General features: G+C 57.3%; 12 protein-coding genes. 9 read left to right on the forward strand and 3 right to left on the reverse strand.

What is annotated here, in order from left to right; genetic code table 11:
* The first annotated feature begins 37 nt into the window (after window positions 1-37).
* A complete protein-coding gene (locus ACYVHX_RS02090; RefSeq protein WP_460669933.1) occupies window positions 38-2,287 on the forward strand; it encodes a cation:proton antiporter domain-containing protein in 2,250 nt (749 codons plus the stop codon).
* A gap of 27 nt (window positions 2,288-2,314) precedes the next feature.
* Window positions 2,315-4,087, forward strand: a complete 1,773-nt coding sequence (locus tag ACYVHX_RS02095; RefSeq protein WP_460669934.1) for an ABC transporter ATP-binding protein — start codon at window positions 2,315-2,317, stop codon at window positions 4,085-4,087.
* Window positions 4,088-4,160: 73 nt separating this feature from the next.
* On the opposite strand, the gene ACYVHX_RS02100 is transcribed toward ACYVHX_RS02095, so the two are convergent.
* Window positions 4,161-4,337, reverse strand: a complete 177-nt coding sequence (locus tag ACYVHX_RS02100; RefSeq protein ID WP_460669935.1) for a hypothetical protein — start codon at window positions 4,335-4,337, stop codon at window positions 4,161-4,163.
* Between the two features lie 197 nt (window positions 4,338-4,534).
* Here ACYVHX_RS02100 and ACYVHX_RS02105 point away from each other — a divergent pair, with 197 nt between their 5' ends.
* Window positions 4,535-5,323, forward strand: coding sequence for a hypothetical protein (locus tag ACYVHX_RS02105; RefSeq protein ID WP_460669936.1), 789 nt, complete (start codon window positions 4,535-4,537; stop codon window positions 5,321-5,323).
* 63 nt (window positions 5,324-5,386) lie between these two features.
* Window positions 5,387-6,163 (forward strand): hypothetical protein, encoded by a 777-nt coding sequence (locus ACYVHX_RS02110; protein ID WP_460669937.1) that lies wholly within the window; start codon window positions 5,387-5,389, stop codon window positions 6,161-6,163.
* Between the two features lie 103 nt (window positions 6,164-6,266).
* On the opposite strand, the gene ACYVHX_RS02115 is transcribed toward ACYVHX_RS02110, so the two are convergent.
* Both ACYVHX_RS02115 and ACYVHX_RS02120 read right to left on the reverse strand, forming a co-directional pair.
* Window positions 6,267-7,706, reverse strand: coding sequence for a RagB/SusD family nutrient uptake outer membrane protein (locus ACYVHX_RS02115; RefSeq protein ID WP_460669938.1), 1,440 nt, complete (start codon window positions 7,704-7,706; stop codon window positions 6,267-6,269).
* 21 nt (window positions 7,707-7,727) lie between these two features.
* A complete protein-coding gene (locus ACYVHX_RS02120) occupies window positions 7,728-10,769 on the reverse strand; it encodes a SusC/RagA family TonB-linked outer membrane protein (RefSeq protein ID WP_460669939.1) in 3,042 nt (1,013 codons plus the stop codon).
* A gap of 372 nt (window positions 10,770-11,141) precedes the next feature.
* Between ACYVHX_RS02120 and ACYVHX_RS02125 the strand changes: the two genes are divergently transcribed.
* The 5 genes from ACYVHX_RS02125 (at window position 11,142) to ACYVHX_RS02145 (ending at window position 19,701) form a co-directional block, all read left to right on the forward strand.
* Window positions 11,142-12,371, forward strand: a complete 1,230-nt coding sequence (locus ACYVHX_RS02125) for an alginate lyase family protein (protein ID WP_460669940.1) — start codon at window positions 11,142-11,144, stop codon at window positions 12,369-12,371.
* An 89-nt stretch (window positions 12,372-12,460) separates the two neighbouring features.
* A complete protein-coding gene (locus ACYVHX_RS02130; RefSeq protein ID WP_460669941.1) occupies window positions 12,461-13,666 on the forward strand; it encodes a glycoside hydrolase family 88 protein in 1,206 nt (401 codons plus the stop codon).
* Between the two features lie 111 nt (window positions 13,667-13,777).
* Window positions 13,778-15,712 carry a tetratricopeptide repeat-containing sensor histidine kinase gene (locus tag ACYVHX_RS02135; RefSeq protein ID WP_460669942.1) on the forward strand — a complete coding sequence of 645 codons (1,935 nt, stop codon included), beginning with the start codon at window positions 13,778-13,780 and terminating at the stop codon, window positions 15,710-15,712.
* Window positions 15,713-15,784: 72 nt separating this feature from the next.
* Window positions 15,785-16,411: a response regulator gene (locus tag ACYVHX_RS02140; RefSeq protein WP_460669943.1), complete on the forward strand. Its 627-nt coding sequence runs from the start codon at window positions 15,785-15,787 to the stop codon at window positions 16,409-16,411.
* 326 nt (window positions 16,412-16,737) lie between these two features.
* Window positions 16,738-19,701: a protein O-mannosyl-transferase family gene (locus ACYVHX_RS02145; protein WP_460669944.1), complete on the forward strand. Its 2,964-nt coding sequence runs from the start codon at window positions 16,738-16,740 to the stop codon at window positions 19,699-19,701.
* Window positions 19,702-19,714 lie beyond the last annotated feature (13 nt).

Below are 19,714 nucleotides of genomic sequence, written 5' to 3' on the forward strand. Positions count from 1 at the left end.
CGGCAGGAAGTCGATAAAAATACCCTTTTTCCCAATTATGGCTCATTTACCAAACCTGATCGTCGATCTCGCCATCATTTTGGGGGCCGCAGCCATTACCACGCTTCTTTTCAAATGGCTCAAACAACCCCTCGTGCTGGGCTACATCCTGGCCGGGGTGCTGGTGGGTCCCAAGTTTTCGCTTTTCCCGACCATTTCCGATCCGGACACCATCAAGATCTGGGCCGACATTGGCGTGATCGTCCTGTTGTTCAGCCTCGGGCTGGAATTCAACATCAAAAAACTCGTCAAAGTGGGCGGCACAGCTTCCATGACGGGTGTTTACGAAATCGCGGCCATGATTCTGCTGGGCTACCTGACCGGGATGTGCCTGGGCTGGTCGACGATGGACAGCATTTTTCTGGGCGGTATTGTCGCCATTTCGTCTACCACCATCATCATTCGCGCCTTCGAGGAGCTGGGCGTCAAAACCCAGCAGTTTGCCGGCATTGTCTTCGGAATCCTGGTTATTGAAGACATCGTGGCGGTTTTGCTGCTCGTGCTGCTTTCGACGCTCGCCGTCAGCAAGCAGTTTTTCAGCGCCGAAATGGTGGTGGCCATCATGAAACTGGCGTTTTTCCTGGTCATCTGGTTTCTGGGCGGCATTTTTCTGGTGCCTTCGCTGCTGCGCAGCAGCCAGAAATTCATCACCGACGAAACCCTGCTCATTATCTCCCTGGCCCTGTGTCTGGTGATGGTCGTGGTGGCCACAAGCGTCGGTTTTTCGCCCGCCCTGGGCGCATTCATCATGGGATCGATTCTGGCCGGAACCGTTTACGCCGAGCGCATCGAACACCTGCTGACCTCCATTAAGGACCTGTTCGGTGCGGTTTTTTTCGTATCCGTCGGGATGCTCATCAATCCGGCGATGCTCGTGGAGTACGCCGGTCCGATTGCCCTGATCACCGGGGTCGTGATCATCGGAAAAGCCGTGAACGTAACGCTCGGGGCGCTGGTGGTGGGGCAGCCGCTGAAGCAATCCCTCCAGACCGGAATGAGTCTGGCGCAGATCGGCGAATTTTCGTTCATCATCGCTACCCTGGGCCTGAATCTCAAAGTAACCAGCGGTTTTCTTTACCCCATCGCCGTGGCGGTTTCCGCCCTGACGGCCTTCACGACGCCCTACATGATCCGGGCATCGGGGCCGCTGTATACCTGGCTGGACCGCAGACTGAGCCCCCGAACCAAGCTCTTTTTGAGCAGTTACAGCTCCGGGGCGCAAACCATCGGCAGCGTCAGTGACTGGTACCAACTGCTGCGCGAACACATTCAGATCATCATCGTCAATACCGCCGTCATTCTGGGCATCATTCTGCTGGCGTCGCGCTGGCTGCAACCCATGATCTCGGAAGAATGGATCGGAGACGCCTGGGCCGACATCCTGACCGGTTTTCTGTCCCTGATTCTGATCGCGCCGTTCCTGTGGGCGCTCGCGCTGAAACGCATCAACCAGCCGGTTTACACCCGACTCTGGACCGAGCGCCGGTCGTACCGGGGGCCGCTGGTGACGCTGGCCGTGACGCGGGCGGTGGTGGCGATCGGGCTCATTCTGCTGCTGCTGCAATTCTTTTTCTCCGTCAACATTCTGCTTTTCGTGCTGGTGGTCGGGGCGGTGGTCTGGTTCATCCTCGGCAACCGGCTTCCGTTTATTTATGACCTGATCGAAAACCGGTTTTTGCTCAACCTGAACGCCCGCCAGATTTACCAGGAAAACCGCATGGGGCGGAACCTGCTGCCCTGGGATGCCCACCTTTCCTATTTCGAAGTCAGCGCCGAATCGCCGGGGGCCGGTTTCACGCTCTACGAACTGGCCCTGCGGGAAAAATACGGCGTCAACGTCATTTCCATTGCGCGCGGCAGCGTAACCATGCTGGTGCCGGGGCGCAACGAGCGGCTGTTTCCGGGCGATAAAATCGCGGTGATTGGCACCGATCAGCAGCTTGAACAGTTTGTCGTTTTGATCGAACCGGCGAAAAAAGAAAAAGCAAAGGCCACCCCACCCCAGGAAATTTCGCTCCAGAAAATCGCCGTGGACGACTTCTTCCCGTTTGTCGGACTGAGCATCCGGGACTCCGGAATTCGCGAAAAAATGCAGGGCCTCATCGTGGGCATCGAACGCAAAGGAACCCGCATATTAAATCCGGATTCCACGACCTTTTTCCTCACCGGCGATGTTATCTGGCTGGCCGGAAACACCCGACTCATCAAAGAGTTTCAGCGCGAAAACCGCCTGCGGAACGTCCAGTAGGGACCGGCACCAACCTCATTTTAGCCTATGAAATTACTGTACAGTTACTTACGCCAGTACTGGCCGCTGCTGATTCTGGCCCTGCTGCTGGCCGCCATCAATCAGATTTTCTCGCTGCTCGATCCGTACATCTTCCGGAAAATCATCGATCAGTACGTCGTCAAACCGGGTTCGGCCATCCAGAAACTGGATTTTGGGAGCTTCCTCAGCGACGGGGCCGGTTTGCTTATTTTGCAGGCGCTGGGCGTGGCGATGATCAGCCGGATTGCCAAAAACTTTCAGGATTATTACGTCAACGTCATCACGCAGCGGCTGGGCGCTCGGCTTTACTCGGACGGCCTGCGTCACTCGCTGGATCTGCCCTATCAGGTGTTTGAAGATCAGCGCTCGGGCGAAACCCTGGGCAAGCTTCAGAAGGTCCGGACGGACGTTGAGAAACTCATCCAGGCGTTTGTAAACGTGCTGTTTACGTCCGTCGTCGGGATTGTGTTCGTGATGTGGTACGCCAGCACGGTGTACTGGCCCATTGCCCCCGCTTATTTTCTGACCATTCCGCTGCTCGGTTTTGTCAGTTCGCTGCTGAGCAAAAAAATCAAGGTGGTGCAGAAAAACATCGTGGCCGAAACCACGGCGCTGGCCGGTTCGACCACCGAAAGCCTGCGCAACATCGAACTCGTCAAAAGTCTGGGGCTGGCCCAGCAGGAAACCGAGCGGCTGAACACAACGACCGACAAAATTCTGCGGCTGGAACTCAAGAAGGTGCGCTACGTCCGCTCGCTGTCGTTTGTGCAGGGCACGTTCGTGAATCTGCTGCGCAATGCCATCATGCTGCTGATGCTGTTTCTGGTGGTGCAGCAACGCATTACGGTCGGCGAGTTTTTCTCGCTCTTCATCTATTCCTTCGCCATTTTCGGGCCGTTGCAGGAACTGGGCAACATCATCAACATTTACCGGGAAACCGAAGCGTCGCTGGCTAACTTCCAGCAAATTCTGGACACTCCCCGCGACGTCCGACCGGCGCACCCGCAAGCGGTCAGAAAAATCCAGACGCTGGCCTTCGACGACGTTCGGTTCAAACACCTGTCGGCCGACAAACCGGCTCTCGACGGCATTTCGTTCGATGTCAAACTGGGCGAAACCATCGCCTTTGTGGGGCCGTCCGGTTCGGGCAAAACCACCCTCGTGAAATTGCTCGTCGGGCTGTATCCTCCGCTGGCGGGCCGGATTCTCTACAACGGCATTCCCAGCACGGAAGTCGATCTGGAAGAACTGCGCGAACAAATCGGTTTTGTAACGCAGGACACGCAGCTTTTTGCCGGAACCATCCGCGAAAACCTGCGCTTTGTGGCCCCCAACGCCACCGATGCCGACTGCCTCACGGCCCTCCGGCAGGCGGCTGCGGATTCGCTGCTCGACCGCGCTCCACAGGGCCTCGACACGGTGATTGGCGAAGGCGGGGTGAAGGTGTCCGGCGGTGAAAAACAGCGGTTGAGCATTGCCCGCGCCCTGCTGCGCCGACCGACCCTGCTGGTCTTCGATGAGGCCACCTCGGCCCTCGATTCGCTGACGGAAGAAGAAATTGGCAAAACCGTCCGCCAGCTTTCGGGCTCGCGGCAGCACATTACCATTCTGATTGCCCACCGCCTGAGCACCATCCTGCACGCCGACCGGATTTTTGTGCTGGAAAAAGGGCACGTGGCCGAGCAGGGGCACCACTCTGACCTGCTGGCGCAGAAGGGCCTGTATTACGCCATGTGGCGGCAACAAATCGGCGAACGCAAGGAAGTGGCCGTGGCTTAAGCTGCCAACACCGGTTTTCGGCGGATCGTTTTCAAAACCGCATAGCCCAGCAGAGCCGCAGCGACGGACCCGGTCAGAACGGCAAATTTCGCCCTGGCAGCCAGGGCGGACGGATCGGGAAACGAAGCAGGGCAATGAAGATCGACATCGTAAAGCCACGGCCGCCCAGAATACCGCTGCCGAAGGGTGTCGCCAGCAGGTCCTCAAAGGGGGCTTCCACCGGCGAATTGGCAATCAATAACGAAAGCATCACGCAGAAAATCAGCAGGATACCGCCGACTGGCAAAAGTCCCGAAAGGGTTTTAAAAGAATGCCATTCACCCGGTTTTAAAATCCGTTTCCTCACCACCGAATTGGGATGGGTATTCTGATGTCAACAAACAATCCGGCGGTTAACCGGTTGGCACTCTGACGGTTTTTCTGGCAGTGCACTTTACTTCGATGCGAATGCGTTCAGCTTTCTTTCTCCTGATTCTGACGGTTTTTCTGTCCGGCTGCGCCAACGTCGCCAAACGCTCCGAGATTACGGACCTGAACCGGGTGTACCGCATCCGGGCCAATCAGACATTTTTTGCCAAGAATGCGCGCGGACAGATTACCGCCAAATTGCTGAAACGGCCGGCGAATGCCGCGCTCTACCAGCGGGAAGACACCCTGTATGCGGAATTTGTGCCCGCGTCGCTCCCGCTCTCCGACAGCAACCCCAAAACCATCGACCAGTCCGACTCGCTGGCGTTGCTGTTTCTGCACTACAACCGGCGGCTCGATTACATCGAAGAAAAAAGTCCCTGGTTTTATTACCAGCTGACCAGTTTCGACATCGACCTGTTCACGATGCCCTTCAAATACCGGTTTTCCACGGCCGGTCGACCGGGCCAACTGGCCGCCGGTGCCAATTTCGGCGCTTATTTCGGGATTCGCTACGATCTGGGCCGCTACCGGAATATCTACTACCGGCGTGAACGGCGGTCCGACATTCAATCGTTCAGTTTTGGGATCGGAACGCTCGTGAGCATCGATCCGGTGCTGATCAATGCCTACAACACGCTGGGCCGGGTGCCGTACGAGTACGACGCGCTGGGCGTCAACTACGGGCTGGCCGCCATCTTCGGTTACAAGCGCGTCACGGCGGGGCTGGCGCTGGGTTTTGAAAACCTGGCCGACTCAAATAACCGCCTGTGGATTCACCGCCAGAAACCGTGGCTGGGTTTAACGGTCGGGATCAACATCAATTGATGCGTTTCGCTGGTACCTTCGGCCCGTAGAACCACAACCTCCCCGAGTAAATTGAATTTCACCATGAAAAAACTGCTGCTTCATTCCGGCCTGTTCCTGTTCAGTATTTCGGTTCATGCCCAAAAACCGACGCTAATCACCAGCGCGCCATACTTGAACGTCATTCCGGGTTCGGCCCGGTCCGGGTTCAACCGGCTGGAGCTTTTCTCCGACATCGATACCACCTGGAGCCGCTGGAAAGAGCGCGGGTATCATTTTGGCTTCAACCCCCAACTGACGCCGATGTACACCACCATCAACGGGATTCTGAGTACGCCGTTTATGATTCAGGTGCGCGGCAATGAAAACGAACGAAACCGCAAGCGCTGGGGCTATCACGTTTTTGAAGGCTACGCCAAAGATGACAAATCCCGGATTACCATGTTGGTTAACAAGCACATCGAAGAAGAAAAACCGGTCGCCGAACTGTATTATTACAGCACGGTTTACACGCATTCGGAACCCGCTTACAACTGGTTTCGGATCGGTTCGGATGTGCGGCAGCATTCGTTTTTGTTCAGCCGCGACAAAGCCATTTTTTACGGTTCGCTCAAGATGACCAATGCGTTTACGCTGGGGAATATCGGACGCGACGACCTGCTGCCGGAAAAACCGACCGCCGATGCCGAACCCAATTACAGCGAGGACGCGAAACACGTCAATTACCAGGAATTGAAAAACAGCGAAAACGGAACGATCTTTTACGACAAAGACCACAACATGGTGGTCATCAAGATCAATGGGCAGTGGATGAAACTGGCCGTGGAAGCCCTGCCAAAAGGGGTGAGTTATTCGTTTTGAGTCGTGACGAACTAATTTCAAATGGAAAATGATGAATGCTGAATGTAAAAGTGTTTTGCAATCCGGCACTTTTACATTCAACATTCATCATTACCAATCCCGCTTAGTACCCCGGATTTTGGGTCAGGTTCGGATTCAGATCCCGCTCACGCTGCGGAATCGGGAACAGCTTGTGCGTATCGGAGATGTTGGTTTTGCCCTTGGCTTTCAAAACCGGCACCAGCCGATCCGTCCGCACCAGGTCAAACCAGCGGTGACCTTCGGCGTAGAACTCCCAGCGCCGTTCGTCCCAGATGGCCTGGCGTAAGGCTTCTTTGGTCAGCGTAGCCGGGAAATCGGCGGTGGAAGCTGCCGCCAGCGGAAAGCCGAACGCCCGGCGCCGGATCGGGTTGATGGCCGTCAGCGCAGCCGCCGTCGGGCCGCTGATTTCGTTTTCGGCTTCGGCGTACATCAGCAACACATCGGCATACCGGATGATCGGGAGGTTGTTGTTGGCATCGCCGAACGTCCGCGCCGACGGATCGACGTATTTGTTGAAGTGCTGGAACGTATTGACGGTTTTTCCGGCCCCATCGACGTATGAATTGATGTACAGTTCCTGGCGTTTGTCCCCGGTTTTGAAGCTGTTGTACAAGTCCATCGTCGGGAAAAACGATCCAAAACCGCGTCCGGTCACCGGCGAGTTTTCCGGGGCAAAGTACGTCACCATCCCGCTGCCCTGGCCGGTTCCGCCCCCGACAAACTGAATCTCAAAAACCGACTCTTTCCCGTTTTTATTCGCGATGGCAAACACGTCGATGTACCGGTCGAATAAACCGTATCCGTATTTTCCGGCGTTATCGATCACTTCCTTGGCCTTGGTGCGGGCGTTCGGAAAATCCTTGCGCGTCAGAAACACCCGCGCCAGCATCGCCTTGGCGGCTCCGGCGGTTACACGCCCCAGATCCGCCCCGGTAAATTTGTCCGGCAGCGAGGTCTCAGCATCCGTTAAATCCTTGATAATCTGCGAATACACTTCGTCCGCACTGGCACGGGCCACGTCTTTTCCGGCGCTCAGCGACTGCGTTTCGGTCAGCATCAGTGGCACCCCGCCGTACCAGCGGACGAGGTAGAAATAGTAGTAGGCCCGCAGGAATTTCGCTTCACCGATCAGGCGTTTTTTCAGGTTTTCGTCCATCGAAACCCCCGGAATGCGGTCGATGGCGGCATTGGCCCGGTTGACGCCCTGGTAAATAATCTGCCAGGTCTGGCTCACGACGCTGTTCGTCGCAATGGTCTGGAAACTCCAGATCTGGACCCGGTCGGCGTTGTTGGCCAGCGGGTCCATGTCGTCGCCCGGCAGATCGCCCATGATGATGAAATTCCGGCTTTGATCGCCCACCTGGTTGGCGATGTCGTAGACGGCATTGACGGCCGCCGTGGCATCGGCAGCATTGGTATAAAAGTTGACCGGAGCCAGCGACGACGGGGGCGTTTCTTCCAGGGAGCAGGCTCCCAGTCCAAGCGCCAGTGCGGCCAGTAACAGGATTCGATTCGTTTTCATAAATCAGTAAGAATAGGCAGATTAGAGACCAATATTCAGGCCGGCCAGAATCATTTTATTGCCGGGGTAGCTGCCGTAGTCGGTACCCTGGCTCAGCGTATTTTGTCCAAAGCGGTTTACTTCGGGATCAAAACCGCTGTATTTAGTGAACGTAATCCAGTTCTGGGCGCTGACGTACACCTTCACGTTGTACAGTTTTGCTTTCTTAACCAGTTCTGCCGGCAGCGTATACGAGAGGTTGATGTTTTTCACCCGCAGGTACGAACCGTCTTCGATCTGGCGGCTCGAAATCACGTAGGCATTCCCGACGGCGTTGGCGCGCGGAATCTCGTTGCTCGGGTTGGTGGGCGTCCAGCGGTCGAGCGTGACGGTCGACTGGTTGCTCACGCCCGTCAGGGATTCCTGCTCGAAGCGGTTGATGTTGAAAATGCTGTTGCCCGACGTTCCCTGCATGAATATGCTTAGTTCGACCCCTTTGTACGAGAACGTGTTGGTAATCCCGCCGTACAGTTTGGGCTGGGCGTATCCCAGAATCGCCCGGTCGCTGGCGTTGATCACGCCGTCGCCGTTCTGGTCAACGTAACGCCGGTCGCCGGGTTTGGCGGATTTCTGCGCCGAGCCGTCTACTTCGGCCTGATTCTGGAAAATACCGTCCGTCTGATAACCGTAGAACAACCCGATCTGCTCGCCGACCCGCACCAGACCGGAGTTCGGCAGTTGCAGGTGTCCGCTGGCTTCGCCCGCAGCAAACTCGGTTTGATCGCCCAGACTCAGCACCTTGTTGCGGTTGGCCGCGATGTTAAACGCCGTGGTCCACTTGAACGCACCGCCCAGGTTCGTCGAATTGATGCCCAGCTCGAAGCCCTGATTCCGGATGCTGCCCAGGTTTTGCAGCGCCGACGCGTAGCCCGAAACGAAGGGCAGCGGCACCGACAGCAGCAGGTCGGTGGTTTTCTTGTTGTAATAATCCGCCGTCAGCGTGATGCGGTTATTCAAAACGCCCACGTCGATTCCGATGTCAGCCTGCGCGGTGGTTTCCCAGCGCAGATCCGGGTTTGCCACCCGCGACGGCCCAACGCCGATCACCACCGTGTTGTTGAAGTTGGCATTCTGCGTGCCGAGCGTCGCCAGCGATTGGTACTGCGGAATTTCCTGGTTACCGCTCAGGCCGTAGCTAAACCGCAGTTTCAGGTCGTTGATCACGGCATTTCCTTTCAGGAAGCTTTCTTCCGACAACCGCCAGGCCACCGAAGCCGAGGGGAAAACCGCCCATTTGTTGCTGGCTCCGAACCGCGACGAACCGTCGGCCCGCACCGTGGCCGTCAGCAGGTATTTCCCGGCATAATCATAATTGGCCCGACCGATGTACGAGTTCAGCTGCCAGTTGCTGGCCGAGGACGCCGGCACCAGGGCGATGGACGCCGACCCCAGGTTTTCGTAGGTCAGAATGTCGTTGGCAAAACCCTGCGACCGGGCTTCGACGCTCTCCCAGCGGTTGCCCTGCATGGTGTAACCCGCCAGGAACGTCAGGTTGTGAACTTCGCCAAACGTCTTGATGTACGTCAGCGTATTTTCGTTCAGCCAGGTTGAGGATTGGGTGTTGACAATCGACGCCTGACCGCTCAGTTGCGTGCCGGTGGCGGTGTTCCGCGACAGGTACAGACTCCGCTTCGAGTAGTTGACATCGGCCCCGAAACTGGTCCGGAACGTCAGCCCGGGCAGGATTTTGTAGTCGGCAAACACACTCCCAATCATCCGCGTGCCGACGGTTTTGTTGAACGTTCCCAGGGCCTGCCCCACCGGACTCCCAATCTGAATCCGGCCCGGCGTGTTGAACACCACCAGCGAGCCGTCCGGGTTGTACACCGGCTGCGTCGGCGAGAAATTCAGGGCGCTGTAGACCACCGTTCCGCTCGTTCCGCCATCGGCGTCGGTCGGCACGGCGTTGTTGCGGCTCCGGATCACGTTCAGGCTCGTTCCGATGTTGAACCGGTCGTTGATCTTGTGGTCGAAATTGAAGCGGAACGACGCGCGGTCGTACTTCGAGTTGATGATGATGCCCTGCTGTTCCAGGAAGTTCGCCGAAACCGCATAGCGCGTTTTGTCGTTCCCGCCCGACGCCGTCAACTGGTAATTCTGAATGGGTGCCTGCCGGAATATTTCATCCTGCCAGTTGGTGCCGACGCCAAAACCGGCAATCTGCTCCTGCGTAAAAACCGGCGCCCGGCCCGCGTTGGCATTGGCTTCGTTGACCAGCGTTGCATACTGCGTTGCGTTCAGCATGGGCAGTTGTTTCCGCACCTGCTGCACCCCGTAATACGTCTCAAATTCGATGCGGTTTTGCCCGGACTTTCCCCGTTTGGTCGTAATCAGCACCACGCCGTTGGCGCCCCGGGAACCGTAAATGGCCGTTGCCGACGCATCTTTCAGGATTTCCATCGACTCAATGTCGTTCGGGTTCAGGTTGGCTCCGCTTTCGTTATAAACCGGAAAACCGTCAATGACGTACAGCGGCTCGTTGCCGGCGTTGATGGAGTTGCCACCCCGGATGCGGATCGTGACGCCCCCGCCCGGCGCGTTGGATGCCTGCGTAACCTGCACCCCGGCCGCCCGACCCTGCAAGGCCTGCCCGACGCCCGTTACCGGCACGGATTTAATTTCTTTGGCCGTTACCGACGACAGCGACCCCGTTACGTCGCTTTTCCGCTGTGTACCGTAGCCCACCACCACCACTTCCTCCAGGGCCTTCTGGTCTTCGGCCAGCGTCACCGTCAGTTGGCTCCGGCCACCGATGTTTACCTCCTGCGACGTGAAGCCCAGCGACGAAATGACCAGCACGCCGTTGGCGGGTGCATTCAAACTAAAACTTCCCTGAGCGTCCGTCGAGGTTCCGGTGGTGGTTCCTTTCACCACCACGTTCGCACCGGGGATGGCCTCCCCGGCGGCCCCGCTTACTTTGCCCGAAACCGGGGCGGTTTGCTGCGCCATCAGCAGCATTGGCACTTGAAAACAGACCAGCACGAGCCACAACCACCGGCCGGCCAGATTACCTTTTTTTTTCATAGGATTTAGATAGGTAGAATAAGAAATACCATCGGTTTACGTCGCTCCGGCCTCCGCCGAAAACCGGAGAGCCCGCACAATTGGAAGCCTGTCAGCGAAGCAATATTAGCTGCTATGTCACTAAAAAATGCCGGAATAATCTAAATCGAACGGTTTGTCCACCTCTTTGAACGCTTTTTTGCATCGGTGAACGATTTGTCCACCCTTTTGATCACTGGATCGTATCAAGAAAAAGTTGTACGTTGCTAAACTTGCACTTTCAACACACCGCTTGTTCCATGTGAGAAAAAACAGATTGATGGTTACCGTTGCCGAGGTCGGGTCCCTTACGTTGCTCGTCTCTTTTTTGCTGTATCTGCTTTCGATCGTTCTATGAACTTTCACGCGAAAAATTCCTTACTTCCTCCAGTCCGGTTTTGCCGGTTGGGAACCCTGCGGTTTTCGGTTCTGGCTCTCCTGAGCCTGACGCTGTGCGGTTTGGCAAACGGCCAATCCGGCGTCCGTCCGTCGAAGGCAGCGGTCGTATCGATCCTGAAACCGCATATTCAGGCCGAAGCCCGCTGGGCCCTGCAACAGCTTCCCGTGACGGTAACGGCGCAGACCTCGCCCCGGAGCGCGGGCGGCATCCACGATTTCTTTTCGGAGGGGGACTACTGGTGGCCCGATTCCACCCAGCCGCAGGGGCCCTACATTCAGCGCGACGGGATGACCAACCCCGACAATTTTGTGGCCCACCGGCAGGCCATGATCCGCTTCAGCCGCATCGTTGGCGCGCTGGCTTCGGCCTATGCCATTACGGGCGACGAAACCTACGCCCGGCACGCGTTCCGGCACCTCAACGCCTGGTTTGTCGATCCGGCCACGCGCATGAATCCGTCCCTGTTATACGCGCAGGCCATCAAAGGCCGGGCCACGGGCCGGGGCATCGGCATCATCGACACGATTCACCTGATGGACGTAGCGCAGGCTGTAATCATCCTGGAAAAATCCAAAAGCAGCAAACCGCCTTCCGTGGCCGCCATCCGCCGGTGGTTTGCCGATTACCTGAACTGGCTGACGACCCATCCGTACGGCAACGACGAGATGAACGCCAAAAACAACCACGGCACCTGCTGGGTGATGCAGGTGGCTTCGTTTGCCCGACTCACCAAAAACGACTCGCTGCTGGCCTTCTGCCGAAACCGCTACAAAACCGTGTTGCTGCCCGACCAGATAACCGCCGATGGCAGCTTTCCGCTGGAATTGCGCCGGACCAAACCCTACGGGTATTCGCTTTTCAACCTCGACGCCATGACGATGATCTGCCAAATCTTGTCGACGCCCGCCGACAACCTCTGGACGTACCGGACCCCCGACGGACGCGGTATTCAAAAAGGCCATTCGTATTTGCATCCGTTTGTGCAGAACAAAGCCGGCTGGCCCCTGAAACCGGATGTGATGTACTGGAACGACTGGCCGGTTGCCCAGCCTTTTCTGGTGTTCGGGGCGGTGGCTTTCCAGCAGGCGGACTGGCTGAGCACCTGGCAGAAACTGGATCACGATCCGCGGGTGGAGGAAGTGTTGCGCAACCTTCCGATCCGCAATCCGGTGATCTGGCTCTGATGGCCCCCGTTTAGTCCGTGAGAACCTGATTAAAAATTTTTTTTGGAATGGTAAGAATTTCACGGGCTACTGTTCGTGGGTACGGCACTATGAAAACATCAAAACGAATTCCGGTCGTTCTGGGCCTGATGCTGCTAAGCGGTTTTTTTCCGAACAACCCAATCAAGAACGCATTCGATCAGGCCGAGCAGCAGATGCGGCTGATGCTGAGCGAGGTAGCGGCCGCCGACAAAACGCCCACGCCTAAAAAACCGGCAGTGGTTTCGCCCCGGACGCTGACCGAAACCGGCGCGCTTCAACTGGTGCCCGCCCGCGACTGGACCAGCGGTTTTTTCCCCGGCGAGCTGTGGTATCTCTACGAGTACACCGGAAAACCGGAATGGAAAAAACAGGCCCAGGGGTTCACGGCGAATCTGGAAACCGAGAAAATGAACGCGGGTACCCACGACATGGGGTTCAAGCTGTATTGCAGCTACGGCAACGGGTTTCGCCTGACGCGCGATCCGGCGTACCGCGACGTCCTTATTCAGAGCGCGAAAACATTAAGCAAACGGTTTAAACCCAGGGCCGGCATCATCCGGTCGTGGGATCACCACCAGGAAGTCTGGCAGTGCCCGGTGATCATCGACAACATGATGAACCTGGAACTGCTGTTTGCGGCCACCCGCCTGACCGGCGATTCCAGTTTTCACAAAATCGCGGTTTCGCACGCCCGGACGACGCTGAAAAATCATTTCCGGCCCGATTTCAGCTCCTACCACGTCGTCGATTACGATACGCTGACGGGTCAGGTTCGGCAGAAAAACACGCACCAGGGTTTCAGTGACGAGTCGGCCTGGTCGCGGGGGCAGGCCTGGGGGTTGTACGGCTACACGGTTTGTTACCGCGAAACCAGGGATCCGGCGTTTCTGAAGCAGGCCGAAGCCATTGCCCGCTTCATGCTCGATCACCCCCGGATGCCCGCCGATCGGGTGCCCTATTACGATTACGACGCTCCGAACATTCCGGACGAACTGCGGGACGTGTCGGCGGCCACCGTGATGGCGTCGGCGCTGTATGAACTGAGCACCTACGGTCCGGCAAACGCCAGGTACCGCGCCCAGGCCGATCAGGTAATGGCCAGTCTGGCGAAAACCTATGCTTCGCCGGTCGGAAAAAACCGGGGGTTTCTGCTCTTGCACAGCACCGGCGCTAAAACGTTCGAGCGCGATGTGCCGCTTGTTTACGCCGATTACTATTACCTGGAAGCGCTGCTGCGGGCAAAAAAACTACGCGAGAAAAAACCGCTGTTCTGAAAAACCGCCCTGCTTCCCGGAAATGGAGTTCCGGTTTTTGAAAAACCGTATCCTAAAAGGACGAACAACTAATCAGTAATTCCGTGATATTTATAGCATAAATCAGGGGCTATGAACGATCGCTACATTCTGATTGCGTTGCTTGGCACGTTGCTCAGCCTGAAAGGATGGGTGGCGCGGGCGCAGGTACCCAACTCGCTCGATTCGGTGCGGGTGTACCTCAAAACGCACACGGTTCAGGATACGAATTACGTCCGCGCCCTGAACGTGCTGGGGCGGGAACTGCATTCGGGGGCCAATCCCGAATACGAACGGGCCGATTCGGTGCTGAAGGTGGCGGAACAACTGGCGACAACGCTGCAATACGGCCTGGGACTGGCGAAAGCCTACACCAACCGGGCCTCTATTTATTACCTGACCGACCGGCCGCAACAAGCACTGGCGTATTTCCTGAAAGCCCTGAAAACCGCCGAAAGTCAGCAACTTACGCCCCGGTTTATCTGCGGAGCCATCTCGAACGTGGCCCTGGCGTACGGGAAACTCCAGCAATACGACCGGGTGGTAGCGATGGAACTCCGCTCCCTGAAACTGCAGGAACGCTACAACGTTCAGCCCCGCATTGCCGCGACCTACGGCGGCATCGGCAACGCCTTCCGGAACCTGCGCAAACCGCAACAGGCCCTGCCGTATTACCAACAGGCGCTGCGCCTGCTGCGTGCGGAGAAAAACAGCCGGGGTTTGTCCATTATTGAAAACAACATGGGCATCTGCTACGACTACCTGGAACGGTATGATCAGTCGCTGAAATACTACAAACTGGCGCTGAAACACGCGGAGGAAACGCAGTTTGAACTGCTGCAGGCCGACATTCTGGTGAACATCGGGCTGGCGCTGAATCTGGCCAAACGTTCGCAGGAAGCCATTCCGTTCGTGGAGCGGTCGCTGGCGATTGGCCGTCGGCAGGGCAACAAGAGCAGTATGGCGACGGCGTATTTCAACCTGGGCCGGATTTACGAAGACCTCAAACAGTACAAACCGGCGGAGGAAAACCTGAAAAAAGCCCTCGCGCTCGCCAGAGAAACCGGTCATCCGGACAAAGTTACCGACTACACGCAGGCGCTGGCCGATCTCTACGGCGGCATGAAGAACTTTCAGGAAGCGTATCGTTTTCAACTGGCGAAAAACCAGCAAACCGACTCCACGACCGCCGTTCGGACCAGCGCCGAGGTGCAGCGGCTGGTGGCCGGTTATGAAAACGAGAAGAAGGAAGCCCAGATTAAAATTCTTCGTCAACAGGCCCAGTTGCGCACCGACGAGCTGGAAAAGCAGCGGTTTCAGCGGAATGCCCTGCTGATTGGCGGAACGCTGCTGCTGTTGCTGGGGGGCGCCATTGCCGCCTGGTTGCTGAACCGCGCCCGGCTCCGGCGACTGGAGGACTCGCTCAAACTCCGCAAACATATTGCCCACGACCTGCACGACGAAGTGGGCAGCACCCTGAGCAGTATATCCCTGCTGAGCGGCCACACCGACGAACTGCTGAGCCAGAACCGTCCGGAAACCGCCCAGAAAATGGTGCAGAAAATCTACGTCGACGCCCGCCAGATCCTGGAATCCATTGACGAAATCATCTGGACGATCAACCCCGGCAATGACTCGCTGACGCGGATTGCGCTGCGTTTGCAGGAATACGCCCAGCCCCTGATGGAATCCAAGCAGATTCGGTTTTCGTTTCAGATTGACCCGACGCTGGAAGACACGCCGATTTCGATGGAAGTGCGCCGGAGCCTGTATCTCATTGGGAAAGAAGCCATTAACAATATGGTCAAGTACTCGGAAGCGACGCAGGCCACCGTGCGTTTTGAGCGGAAGGAGCAGCAGCTTCAGGTCCTGATCGAAGACAACGGACGCGGTTTTGATGCCTTACAAGCCAGCCGACGGACGGGCCAGACGAGCATGCAACAGCGGGCCGAAGCCGTGGGCGGCAAACTGACCGTGCAGTCGACGCCCGCCGATGGCACCCGAATCCGGCTGGTGGTGAACGGCTAACTCATATATTTATCTGATTTCATGCCACGACCGGGGGGCTTATTTTTGTCCGGTGCGTTAACGGCCTTCCTCATGATCCGCGTTGCTATTTTCGACGACAACCACTCCCTGCGCGAAACCCTCCAACTGGTTTTCGACGCCACCGACGACCTGATCGTTATCGGAAATTACCCCAACGCCCTCGATGCCGTGGCCGCCGTGCAACGCGACCAGCCGGACGTGGTGCTGATGGACATCGACATGCCGGGCCGTACCGGCATCGAAGCCGTTCAATTGATCCGGCACCACCAGTTTACGCCCAAGATCCTGATGCTGACGGTTTTTGAGGACACCGAACGCATCTTTGCGGCCATTCAGGCGGGTGCGGTCGGCTATCTGCTCAAAAAAACCCCATCCAGCAAACTCATCGAGTCGATTCGGGATGTGATGGCCGGGGGCGCAGCCATGACGCCTTCCATTGCGCTCAAAGTGATGGAAGCGTTTCGGCAGCCGAAGCCCAACACCTACGCCCTGACGGAGAAAGAAAAAGAAGTGCTCCAGCGGCTCGTTGCGGGCGATTCCTACAAACTCATTGCCGACCACTGCCACATGAGCATGGGCACCGTCCGGACCCACATTGTCAACATCTACGAAAAGCTGCACGTCAACTCCAAATCCGAAGCCGTTGTCAAGGCGCTGAAAACCGGGTTGTTTAAATAATGAATCAGGCGTTCCCCGGCTTCAACCGGAGGCTGTCAACCCAGACTCTTCCTGTTAAAAATTCTTAATCCCCGCAGCCTTTCCCCGGCGGCCCGGCGCCAAAACCGCTTCGATTCCACTGCGTTTCAGACGGAGCAAAACCGGATTAACCCGCAGATAGATAACACCTTAATTCCAAAATCCAGCCTATCGTTTTGCCCACTCTGGGGCTATTTGGGGTCCGCGGTTAACATACTTTAACAAGCCGTCGGCATGGCGGGCGTGGCTTTGTGGGCTAGTTTTGATCCGTTCACCACGGATTTGTTTCACCCCATTCGACCCAACTCATGCCTTCCTTCAAACGCCTGAACACCCTGACGGGCTGGCTGGTTTTCGCAATTGCGCTGCTCACGTACACGCTCACCGTCGAACGCACGGCCAGCTTCTGGGATTGTGGCGAGTTCATTGCCAGCGCCTTCAAATTGCAGGTTCCGCACGCGCCCGGCGCACCGTTTTTTCTCCTGCTGGGGCGGCTTTTCTCCCTGCTGGCGCGGAACAATCCCACGGAGGTAGCCTACTGGGTCAACATGGTGTCGGTGGTAGCCAGCGCCTTTACGGTGTTGTTTCTTTTCTGGACCCTCACCCTGCTGGCGCAAAAGCTCCTGCCTCCGGTCGATTCCGCCGAAAACCGCTCCAGCGTCACGGATGCCGTGCTGGTGCTGGGAACGGGGGCCGTCGGGGCGCTGGCGTACACGTTTTCGGATACATTCTGGTTTTCCGCCGTCGAAGCCGAGGTGTACGGTTTGTCGTCGTTTTTTACGGCCATCGTCGTGTGGGCGGCTTTTCGATGGGAGCGCATGGAAGATGAAGCAGCCGCCAATCGCTGGCTTTTGCTGATTGCCTACCTGATGGGTCTGTCGATCGGCGTTCACTTGCTGAATCTGGTGGTTTTGCCCGCGCTGGCGCTGGTTTATTACTTTAAAAAATACCCCAACCCGACCTACAAAGGCGGTTTTGCGGCTTTTGGTCTTGGTCTGGGCGTGTTGGCGTTCATCAACGCGGGCCTGATTCAGGGCCTGCCCGCCCTGGCGTTTGCCGTCGAGCGGTTTTGTGTCAACAGCCTCGGTTTGTCGTTCAATTCGGGGATTATCGTCTTTTTCGCCCTGCTCATCGGTTTGCTGGCCTACGGAATTTTCTGGTCGGCACGGCGGCAGCGGGCGGGCCTCAACACCGCCCTGCTCGCGCTGGCCTTCGTGCTGATCGGCTATGCGTCCTATTTGCAGGTGCTGGTGCGGGCCAATTTCAACCCGCCGGTGAACATCAACAACCCCGACGACGCGCTGAGTATGCTGTCGTACCTGCGCCGGGAACAATACGCCAGCCGGTCGCTGCTCTACGGCCCGGTTTTTACGGCCCGGCCCATCGATCAGAAACGGGGCGCGCCCCTGTGGAAAAAGCAGGGCAAACACTACGTCATCTATGATTACCAGCCCGTGTACGTGTACGCGCCCGGCGACGAAATGCTGTTTCCGCGCCTGTACAGCACCGACCGCGACCATCCGCAGCTCTACCGGCACCTGCTGGGGCTGGCCGAAGGCCAAAAACCGACCATGGGCGATAACCTCCGGTTTTTGTTCCAGCACCAGCTGGGACACATGTGGTGGCGGTATCTGATGTGGAATTTTGCCGGGCGGGAGAGCGACGAAGAAGGGGCGGGCTACCTGCTGCCCTGGTCGTCGGACGAGCACCTGCCGGATCTGCTCAAAAGCAACAAAGCCCGCGACAACTTCTACCTGCTGCCCTTTCTGCTGGGATTGCTGGGTACGGTTTTCCAGTATTTCCGCCGTCGGCGCGACTGGGTGGTGGTCGGTTTGCTGTTTCTGTTTACCGGTATTTTCCTGCAAATCTACCTCAACTCGCCCCCCTCCGAACCCCGCGAACGGGATTACATTTACGTCGGCTCCTATTATTTCTTTGCGATCTGGCTCGGTCTGGGGGCGATGGCGCTGGCCGAGGGCTTGCGGACCGTTCTGAAAACCGCCCCGCTCCGAACGGCGCTGGTGGTGGGCGTCTGCCTGCTGGTGCCGGGCCTGATGGGCGTCAAAAGCTGGGATAACCACGACCGCAATAACCGGTTTTATTCGGTGGACTTTGCGAAAAACCTGCTCAATGCCTGTGCGCCCAATGCCATTCTGTTTACAGGTGCCGACATTGATACCTACACGCTCTGGTACGCGCAGGACGTGGAAGGGTTCCGGCGCGACGTCCGGATCTGCAACCTCAGTCTGCTGGGAACCGAATGGTACATCCAGCAGATGAAACGCCGGACGTATGAATCAGAAGCCCTGCCGATTTCGCTCGACTGGGAACAGTTCAACAAAGGAAAAAACGACATGGTGCCCTTTTACGAGATTCCGGTGGTGAAAACCGGGATTGATCTCAAGCAGTACATTCACCTGATTAAAACCGGCAATCCGGCGGTGCAGGTGCCACTTACCAACGGCAGCACCACGAACATTCTGCCCTCCGCGAACCTGTTTTTACCCATCGACCGGGCCGCCGTCGAACAAGCCGGTTTTGTGCCGACGGCGCTCAAACCGCTGCTGAAAGATACGCTACAGTGGTCGATTGGCCCGCGCGATTTGTTGAAAAACGACCTGATTGTGCTCGACATCATTGCTTCCAACAACTGGAAACGTCCGATTTATTTCTCCAGCACGCTCGGCAACGAAAGTTACCTGAACCTGAAAAATTACATGCAGGTTGAGGGGATGGTGTACCGGTTGATGCCGGTGGCCGTACCCGGCGCTGCGGACGGTTATGTCAATTCGGAGATCATGTACAGCAATCTGATGGAAAAATCAGCCTGGCGGGCGCTGAACAACCCGGCTACGTACTACGACGAAACGTACAAATCGTCGCCGGTCGTGACGGCCCGGCTGGCGTTTCTCCGCCTGGCCGACCAGCTGGTGCTGGAAGGGCAAACCCGGAAAGCGCAGCGGGTGCTGGACGATTCGCTGAAAATTATTCCGGATCAGGTGATTCCCTACGACCCCCTTTCGGCCAACTACGTGCGCCTGTATTTCAACGTGGGGTCCGCGAAAAAAGCGCTCGGTATTGCCGAGACCATGGCCCTGCGTGCGGACCAGAACCTGACGTACGCCCGCCTGGGCCGGGGACGGTTTGGAAATCCCAACGCCGACCGGTACGTGTTGCAGATCCTGGTGGAAGCCTGTCAGCAGGCCCGGCAACCGGACGCGGCCCGCCGGTACGAAGCCCTGCTCCGTAAACACGAAAATTCCGTGGGTTGACGGGGCCGATCGG

This window comes from Larkinella ripae (assembly GCF_054780775.1).

Excerpts from the sequence above, each read along its gene's own strand:
- ACYVHX_RS02115 (WP_460669938.1), bottom strand. The coding sequence starts at position 7,706 with ATGAAAACGAATCGAATCCTGTTACTGGCCGCACTGGCGCTTGGACTG.
- ACYVHX_RS02120 (WP_460669939.1), bottom strand. The coding sequence starts at position 10,769 with ATGAAAAAAAAAGGTAATCTGGCCGGCCGGTGGTTGTGGCTCGTGCTG.
- ACYVHX_RS02130 (WP_460669941.1), top strand. The coding sequence starts at position 12,461 with ATGAAAACATCAAAACGAATTCCGGTCGTTCTGGGCCTGATGCTGCTA.
- ACYVHX_RS02090 (WP_460669933.1), top strand. The coding sequence starts at position 38 with ATGGCTCATTTACCAAACCTGATCGTCGATCTCGCCATCATTTTGGGG.
- ACYVHX_RS02140 (WP_460669943.1), top strand. The coding sequence starts at position 15,785 with ATGATCCGCGTTGCTATTTTCGACGACAACCACTCCCTGCGCGAAACC.
- ACYVHX_RS02105 (WP_460669936.1), top strand. The coding sequence starts at position 4,535 with ATGCGTTCAGCTTTCTTTCTCCTGATTCTGACGGTTTTTCTGTCCGGC.
- ACYVHX_RS02135 (WP_460669942.1), top strand. The coding sequence starts at position 13,778 with ATGAACGATCGCTACATTCTGATTGCGTTGCTTGGCACGTTGCTCAGC.
- ACYVHX_RS02125 (WP_460669940.1), top strand. The coding sequence starts at position 11,142 with ATGAACTTTCACGCGAAAAATTCCTTACTTCCTCCAGTCCGGTTTTGC.
- ACYVHX_RS02100 (WP_460669935.1), bottom strand. The coding sequence starts at position 4,337 with ATGCTTTCGTTATTGATTGCCAATTCGCCGGTGGAAGCCCCCTTTGAG.
- ACYVHX_RS02145 (WP_460669944.1), top strand. The coding sequence starts at position 16,738 with ATGCCTTCCTTCAAACGCCTGAACACCCTGACGGGCTGGCTGGTTTTC.
- ACYVHX_RS02095 (WP_460669934.1), top strand. The coding sequence starts at position 2,315 with ATGAAATTACTGTACAGTTACTTACGCCAGTACTGGCCGCTGCTGATT.
- ACYVHX_RS02110 (WP_460669937.1), top strand. The coding sequence starts at position 5,387 with ATGAAAAAACTGCTGCTTCATTCCGGCCTGTTCCTGTTCAGTATTTCG.